Origin of the sequence: Pseudomonas sp. SbOxS1 (genome assembly GCF_013416725.1) — a bacterium.
Taxonomy (GTDB): Bacteria; Pseudomonadota; Gammaproteobacteria; order Pseudomonadales; family Pseudomonadaceae; genus Aquipseudomonas.
In genome coordinates this window covers 37424-44581 of record NZ_JAAVXC010000040.1, presented here as the reverse complement: position 1 = coordinate 44581, position 7158 = coordinate 37424, and the positions used below count along the sequence as shown (strand labels likewise).

Here is a 7158-nt window from a genome sequence, read left to right as displayed (position 1 = left end):
TCCTACAGGCGAACCAGACGCTGCGGTGTATCTGTTGCACCGTGTCATCGTTGTTCGCCGGCAAGCCTGGCTCCTACAGACAAGAAAAAGCCCCGTTGCGATTGAAGTCGCAACGGGGTTTTGTCGTGGGTCAGAAGTAATACGGGAATTTCAGGCTGAAGGAAAAGTCCGGCGAGTCATCGGTCAGGCCGATGGCCAGGTTGGGCACGATCGTCAGGTTGTCGGAGGCGGCCAGGGTCATGCCGATGTTGAAGTTGGCCGAGTTGTAATCGCTGTTGGAAATCGATTGCCAATCGCCACCGTCCGGCTTGATCTTGCTCTTGCGGGCGAACTGGTCAGTGAACGAGAACGACATACTCATCTTTTCGTTCAAGGCGAAGGCTATACCGGCGCCGATCTGCCAGGAATCGCCGAGCTTCACGTCCCCGGGCACCTTGGAGTTGACCTGAGGGCTGATATCGCTGAAGGAGTCCTCCATGTTGTAGGTGTAGGACAAGCTGCCGAACAGCACGGCCGGGTCGAAGGTCTTGACCAGCGAGATACCCGGGGTGATCGACCAGACACCGTTGCCGGTCGGCAAGTCTTCGGGTACTGCGAGGTTATCATTGCCCGGGACCTCGATCAGCTTGATGCCGTAAGGGTCATCCCCGGTTGGCGCCTTGACGCGCAGTGTCGCCACCGCGTCGGGCAGGTTGGCCGATTCATCGAGAAACTTGTAGGCAACGCCAACGTTTATGTCGCCAATGGCCGGGTCGCGGGTGACGGTTTCGTCTGTAACCCCGTTGGCGGCGCCACCAGCGCCACCGGAGGAATACGTCGATTCGCGATAGACAACGGGCACGTTGATGTCGAACTGCCAGCGTTGGGCCACGTTGTAGCGGGCGGTCAGGTCCAGGGTCCAGTTATCCGCCTTGATACGATCGAGGTTGATGTTGCCGAGGAAGATCGAGTCCAGTGCCAGGAAGCCGTTGAGTGTCAACGCACGGGTATCGTAGTGGGTATAGGTCAGGCCGGTTTCGACGCTGAACTTGCCGCCGCCGAAGAACCCGCTGGCTTCGTCGTACAGGTTGGAAACGCTTTGCGCCGGTTCCGAATCATCCTTGAGCGACTGCCCGTAGGAACTGCCCGTGGTCCCGGGCGCGCCGGTAGCCACCGTCTGGCCACTCCTGGGCACTTCGGCGGGGGATTTGGTCAGGCGTTTGGGCGCGGGTGTCGCCGGTGCTTCTTCGACTTGGCGAACGCGCTGTTCGAGGACCATCAGCGCGTTCTGTTGTGCTTCGTAACGCTGTTTCAACTCCATGAGTTCTTGTTTTAGTGCTTCGACCTGGGGGTCCGGTGCTGCGTATAGCAATGGGGCCGGGGCCAGGCTACTCAAACAAACGATAGCTCTGAACGTTAACATTCGATGCATGGGATAGCCGTCCCTTCTGACTACAGATGATGAGACTGAGCGTAGATCAGAATCCTTGAGTGCGAAGACCTTTGAGCTGGTCCAGGTTGCCGTTCAGCGAGCCGGCTGTTGCCACGTTGTCACGCAGCACGACATTGAAGGACGTGAGGTTTCTGACCAGGTTGCTACTGCCGAGCAACGTCGTGTTCTGCATCAAGCCACCCTGGGCCAGGCGTTGTACGGTACTGCCCTGGTTGTTGTTGGCCACGATGTTGAGTTGCACGCCCGTACCGCTCGAGGACACGCTCAGTGAGCCGGCGCCATTGGAGCCGACCAACGTCGAGCCGGTGGCCAGTGGCTGGCCTTGCTGTTGGGTTGCTGGCGCCTGGTTGGCCTTGCTTACGTTGATATCGACGTAGTTGTACGCACTGTTGTTGTCGCCGGCAGCCCGTACGACTTGCGTGACGCCTTCGGTGCTGTTCAGGCCGGCGCCGCCCGTGACGGTGCCGGTGCCCGAGCTTTGGGTACTCGCGGAGCCATTACCTTTTTCGTCGATCATCGACACATAGAACTGCGGCTTGATGGTCGATTGCTGAATTTGCATCTTGGACGTTGCCCCGATCACTTCACCGTTGGCGTTTTGCCAGGTGCTGGTCATGGCAATGCCAAAACTGATGATCCGCCCCGGCATGACATAGCGACCGCGCAGGCTTGCCAGTTCCTGGTCGCTCAGTTCAATGGGCTTCAATATTTCTGCATGGAGCGGCAGGCTGGCGGCCAGGCAAACCACGGCCAGCCAGATTGGAGTCTTCATTGGATACTCCCGGAGCGTCTTGCTCCTTTTGTTATTAGAAGAAGTCGCTTTGAATGAATCCGAAATCCATCAACTCCGCGTCCTGTACCGGGCTGAAGGCGTTGACGCGGTTCTTGGCGGTCAGTGGCAGGGGCGGGTCGAGCAACGCATTGGCTTTGTCGTAGCCCTGGCCGATGACGGCAAAGATGATGCCGTTCCAGCCTTTTACAAAGTCTTCGACTTTGTAGCGTTTATGCCCCAGTACCGGATCGCCGATATAGACCCAGTCGTTCTGGACTCTTTGCATGACCACAAAGTGTTTGTAGCCGCGGATGTCCAGGAGTACCACCACCGGAATTTTGATCTCTTTCAAGGATTCCGGTGATACCCGGTAGCCACGGGCACGCATGCCGATACTTTCCACGTAGCGCTTCATGTCGAGCATGGAGAAGCCCTGGACGCGGACCAGATCCTGATCGGAGTGTGACAGCATGCCTTCGATGATTTGTTCTTCGTCTACGTCCAGCCAGTAGGCCTGGCGCAGGATGGTCGCCAGCGCCGCGGCGCCGCAACTGAAATCGGTTTTCTGTTGCACCAGGTCGGCAAATTTGCGCTCGCGTACGCTCTGGATCGGCTTGTACACCAGCGCACCGCCCGGCAGGACGGACAGCGGCAGCTGTGCAGCCTCGATCACACTGGACACGCAAAGCAAGATTGCCAAGGCGATAATGCGCATGGTGGGACGCCTTCTGGTTGGGTTAAAAAGGCCCCCGGAAGGGGGCCTCTGCAGACAGCATTAGAACGATTGGTTGGAGATGGCCAGCGAGTTGCTTTGTTGGTTGCCCACACCAGCAGCCACGTTGACACCCAGGTTGCCGCTGCCGCCGTTCACCGAACCGCTCAGGGTTGCAGTGTTGGTCACAGGGTTGGCCCAGCCGGTTGGAGTCAGCACTTGATAAGAGTAGGTGTTACTCAAATCATACGAGCTGCTTTCGCTCCAGCTTTTCGCTTTTGCGTACTCGGATTCGGACGACTTGCTGCCCGATTTGTCGTACGACGACGCGTTGGCTTTCTCGAACGAAGTGTCGAACGATTTTTCGAACGAGGAATCGCGCGATTTGTCGTACGAGGATTCACGGGATTTGTCGTACGAGACATCGAGAGACTTGTCGAACGAGGATTCGCGAGACCTGTCAAACGAGGATTCGCGCGATTTGTCGAACGATTTGTCTACCGACACGTCAAGCGTTGCGTTGAGCGAAGCGCTAAGCGATGCGTCGGACTCTCTGCTGCGGGTGCGATCGCCCCAACCGTTGTTGACGGTAGTGGAGTGGGAAGACGCCGCCGCAGCGTCCAGGGTAGCGTCCAGGGAAGCGTTCAAAGAAGCACTCGATGAACCGCTTGCACTGCTGCTATTGGAGCCGCTTGCAGCGCTGCTGTTGGAACCGCTTGCATCCAGGCTGAAGGAACCGCTTGCGCTGCTGCTGTTGGATCCGCTGGCATTACTGCTTTTGGAACCGCTTGCATCCAGGCTAAAGGAACCGCTGGAACTGGAGTTTTTGGAACCGGCAGCGGCCCAGCTCGACGAATTGCTTTGACTGCCACTGGCTTCGAAGGACTTCTCGCGAGAGGCACTACCGCTAGCGGTTTTGGTAACCGTAATGGTATCTACGCGATAGGTCCGGTCAGCGGTGTTGTTCACAACCAGGCCAGGACCGTCTTGATTGGCGGAGGCGGTGGCTCTTGCGTTACCGAGTGGAGCATTGGTATTGGCAATTGCCATGGTGTTTTTCTGTTGGTTCAGATCGCCTGCAGCAATGTTGACACCCACGTTACCGCTGCTGCCGTCGGCGGATCCACTCATCACGGCAGAGTTGGTTACGCCGAAGTTGTCGACGCGGTTACGGTTGCTGTATTGCCTCACGTCAGCGGTGGCAGTGGAATGCCCGAACACGAAGCTGTTGTCGATCGCGGCGTTGTCGGAGCTTGCGTTGGCGATGGCGGCAGCGTTGTCTTGCTGGTTGCCGTTACCTGCCGCCACGTTGACGCCGACGTTGCCGCTCGCGCCTTGAGCCGAACTGCTCATCTCGGCCGAGTTTTCTACCCCTTCATTCCAGATGCGGTTGTTGGTGCTGCTCTGTCTGTCGTGAGCATTGGCAGTCGCACTGATAGGGATCATTTTTGCAGGAGGGGTGTGGTGGCCGCCGTTGTGATGGTTACCACGCCGATCGTTTTGCCCAGCTTGTACAGCAACAGCCATGACCGCAGCAATTGCGAAAACCAGAGGCTTTAATGCCATCGAAGGTTTCATGGTGATTCTCCGTACTTATTTTAGGTTAAGTGTTGTTATTACCTGTTTGGGTCAATCCACGACCCGTACGCTGAGGGTGTTGGCCATGCGGTTTCCCACCCCGGCGCTCTGATTCAACTGAATGAGCCCACGGCTACCGGTGAAAGCCTGGTCACTGGTAGTGACCTGGCGATAGCCTGGTGCGGAGTCAGTTGGATCGGAGTTGTAGAGCAGCGTCACGTTTTGTTGCATGAGGACGCTGTCATCGATACTTTGCGGCTGTGCACTGGTGCTGATCCGCAGCGCATTGGCTTGCTGGTTGCTGGCGCCCGCGCTCTGGTTGACACCCAACGCGCCATTGCCATGGCTGAAGGAGTCGCCTTGAATGCTGGATCGGGCATCCATATTGGGGTCGACAATGGTGCGCAACCGTTGGCGAATCTCTGTGGTCGCGCTGGCGTTATGACCCGCGGCGATAGCCCGGGCATTAGCCTGTTGCTGCAGGTCGCCGGCCGCCTGGTTGACCGCGAAGTTGCCCTGGTACTGCGCGCCCGAACCGTCGATGTCGGCATTGTTGATGACGGGGGACTGGGCGAAGGTCGATGCACTGCAAAACATGGCAATCAGCAGCAGCGTACGATTCATCTTAACGGTCTCCCGTTATGATTCTCAGGGCACCCAGGCCCTGTTGGACGTTGGAATTGACCATGTTGGCAATGCCGCTGCCGGAATTGCCCGACCGCCCGGCGGGGAGGTTGGACAGCTGGGTCTGGGTGCTGATGTTGCCGCCCAGATTGTTGGTGTTTTGCGTTACCAGGCGGGAGATGCCCGCACCACTGGCGACGCCGGCAAAGTCACCGTCGCTCAACTCGTTGGTTTGAGCGAGGATCTGCTTGGACGGGTTGGCGTTCGCGGTCGTGGGGTTGGGATCGGGAGCGAGTGCTGCACTGGTTGCGTTGCGCACCTGGACATCACGCTTGATGACGATGATGCCGTTGTCAGCTTGTACAGGCAGGCAGACCGTTAAGCTCAGTGTGCATCCGACCAGCAGGAGACTAAAGAGACGGTTATCAAATTTCCCCACGACGGCAATTCCTTCTGTAAGTGGAACGCTGGCCCTTATCAGCGTTGCAGGGGAAGAGAGCAGAAGGTGTGCCGTTTTTGGTTTTGCTTTTAATAACAGTGGCTTGGCTTTAACTGTTGAGGTGATGAAAAACACTTTGTAACGCCGTTGAGACAAAGCCAGGCAAAAGCGCCGTCCATGCTGGCGGCATTGCTCGCTAAGGGCGTTAAAGGCAATTTGTATCAGTGGCTTAACATTTTCTGGCGAAAATGCCCAAACCGCTCTGGCTCGCGGGTTTGCGCAGGGTAGGGTGTTTCAGGAATGGACGTTTTCGGCAGGGCGTGGCCGCCCTGTCAAGCCGTGAGCAAGCGCGCGACAGCGTCGAATGCCGCGTCCTTGCGTTGTTGCCAGTCACCTTGCAGTACCTGGCAAGGCTGGCGATGCAGGTCAAGCCACTGGTGGCTGGCCTGAAAAAACGCCTGGCGTTCTGCCAGTTGCGGTTGGCAACGTTGTCCGTCGTCATGCCAGGCCACTGTCTCAGGGCTTAACAGCAGGTGCAGGTCGTAATGGCGTTCCTGCAATGCCTGTTCGATCCACGTCGGGCAATCGCCAAACAAGGTGCGACTCCATAACATGTTACTTAACAGGTGCGTATCGAGAATCAACAGTGACGGTTGTTGCGCCCGTGCCTGATCTTCCCAACTCAACTGGCCAAGTGCTATTGGCGTGATGTCTTCGTAGCAGGTTAGCCGGGCTTCATTTTCGATGAAATACCGAACGTACTCGCCGACCAATATGCCGCCGAAGTTGGCGTGAATCTCGTTCGCAAGCCAGCTTTTGCCACTCGATTCCGGTCCTGCCAGCACCAGCACCTTCATGGGCACGGCAGCGGATCGCTGCGCCATGTGCGCCAGCCTTGAATGGCCAGCAGGGTAAACAGGCCATACAGGGCAGCCGTTACATACATCCCTTTATAAAGAAACAGGCCGACGAAGACACAATCCAGCACGATCCACAGCGGCCAGCACTGCAGGCGCTTTTGCGCCATCCACCATTGCGCCACCAGGCTGAAGGCCGTGAGGGCGGCATCGAGCCAGGGTTGCGCGGCATCGGTCCAGTGCGCCATGGCGGCGCCCAGCAACAGACTGCCTAGCGCGCCCAAGGCCAGGCCGAACGCCACCGCTTGCCCACCGAGCCGGCTGACCTCGCGCCCGTAATGTGCCTGGCCACCGCGGGTCCACTGCCACCAGCCATAGATCTGCAGCGCGGCGTAGATCACTTGCAGCAACATGTCCGAATACAGCTTTACCTCGAAAAAGATCCAGCTGTAGATCAGTACCATGACCAGGCCGATCGGCCAGCACCAGGGGTTCTGTTTGACTGTCAACCAGACGGCGATGACGCCGAGGGTAGCGGCAAACAGTTCAAGCCCGGACATGCAGGTTCCTTGGGAAAATCGAAGAGGGGGCGATTGTAACCGGATTACGGCGAAGAGGCTTGTTGCAGCTGCTTCACGGGTGTCGACAACGCGGCAGCGAAACCCGTTCTTGTCTGCTAGGATTTCGTCCCCGCACGCAAAAAAACCGAAATCAAACTGATATTTCACAAAACTCTCGAGTTTT

8 protein-coding genes are annotated in these 7158 nt (G+C 57.7%); all 8 read right to left on the bottom strand.

The features are described from left to right. Positions 1-130: 130 nt before the first annotated feature. Positions 131-1411, bottom strand: a complete 1281-nt coding sequence (locus HFK74_RS28665; RefSeq protein ID WP_180206459.1) for a hypothetical protein — start codon at positions 1409-1411, stop codon at positions 131-133. A gap of 46 nt (positions 1412-1457) precedes the next feature. After that, positions 1458-2204 carry a hypothetical protein gene (locus HFK74_RS28660; protein WP_180206458.1) on the bottom strand — a complete coding sequence of 249 codons (747 nt, stop codon included), beginning with the start codon at positions 2202-2204 and terminating at the stop codon, positions 1458-1460. 34 nt (positions 2205-2238) lie between these two features. After that, positions 2239-2919: a C39 family peptidase gene (locus HFK74_RS28655; RefSeq protein WP_180206457.1), complete on the bottom strand. Its 681-nt coding sequence runs from the start codon at positions 2917-2919 to the stop codon at positions 2239-2241. Positions 2920-2979: 60 nt separating this feature from the next. Further along, the gene (locus tag HFK74_RS28650) at positions 2980-4494 is read right to left on the bottom strand and encodes a heme utilization protein (RefSeq protein WP_180206456.1); all 1515 of its coding nucleotides are present in this window, start codon (positions 4492-4494) and stop codon (positions 2980-2982) included. A 51-nt stretch (positions 4495-4545) separates the two neighbouring features. Continuing rightward, positions 4546-5118, bottom strand: coding sequence for an adhesin (locus HFK74_RS28645; RefSeq protein ID WP_180206455.1), 573 nt, complete (start codon positions 5116-5118; stop codon positions 4546-4548). A gap of 1 nt (position 5119) precedes the next feature. After that, positions 5120-5557, bottom strand: a complete 438-nt coding sequence (locus HFK74_RS28640; RefSeq protein WP_180206461.1) for a hypothetical protein — start codon at positions 5555-5557, stop codon at positions 5120-5122. Positions 5558-5889: 332 nt separating this feature from the next. Continuing rightward, positions 5890-6414 (bottom strand): AAA family ATPase, encoded by a 525-nt coding sequence (locus HFK74_RS28635; protein ID WP_180206460.1) that lies wholly within the window; start codon positions 6412-6414, stop codon positions 5890-5892. Continuing rightward, positions 6411-6974 carry a nicotinamide riboside transporter PnuC gene (pnuC, locus tag HFK74_RS28630; RefSeq protein ID WP_180206454.1) on the bottom strand — a complete coding sequence of 188 codons (564 nt, stop codon included), beginning with the start codon at positions 6972-6974 and terminating at the stop codon, positions 6411-6413. Before pnuC ends, HFK74_RS28635 begins: the two co-directional genes overlap by 4 nt. Positions 6975-7158 lie beyond the last annotated feature (184 nt).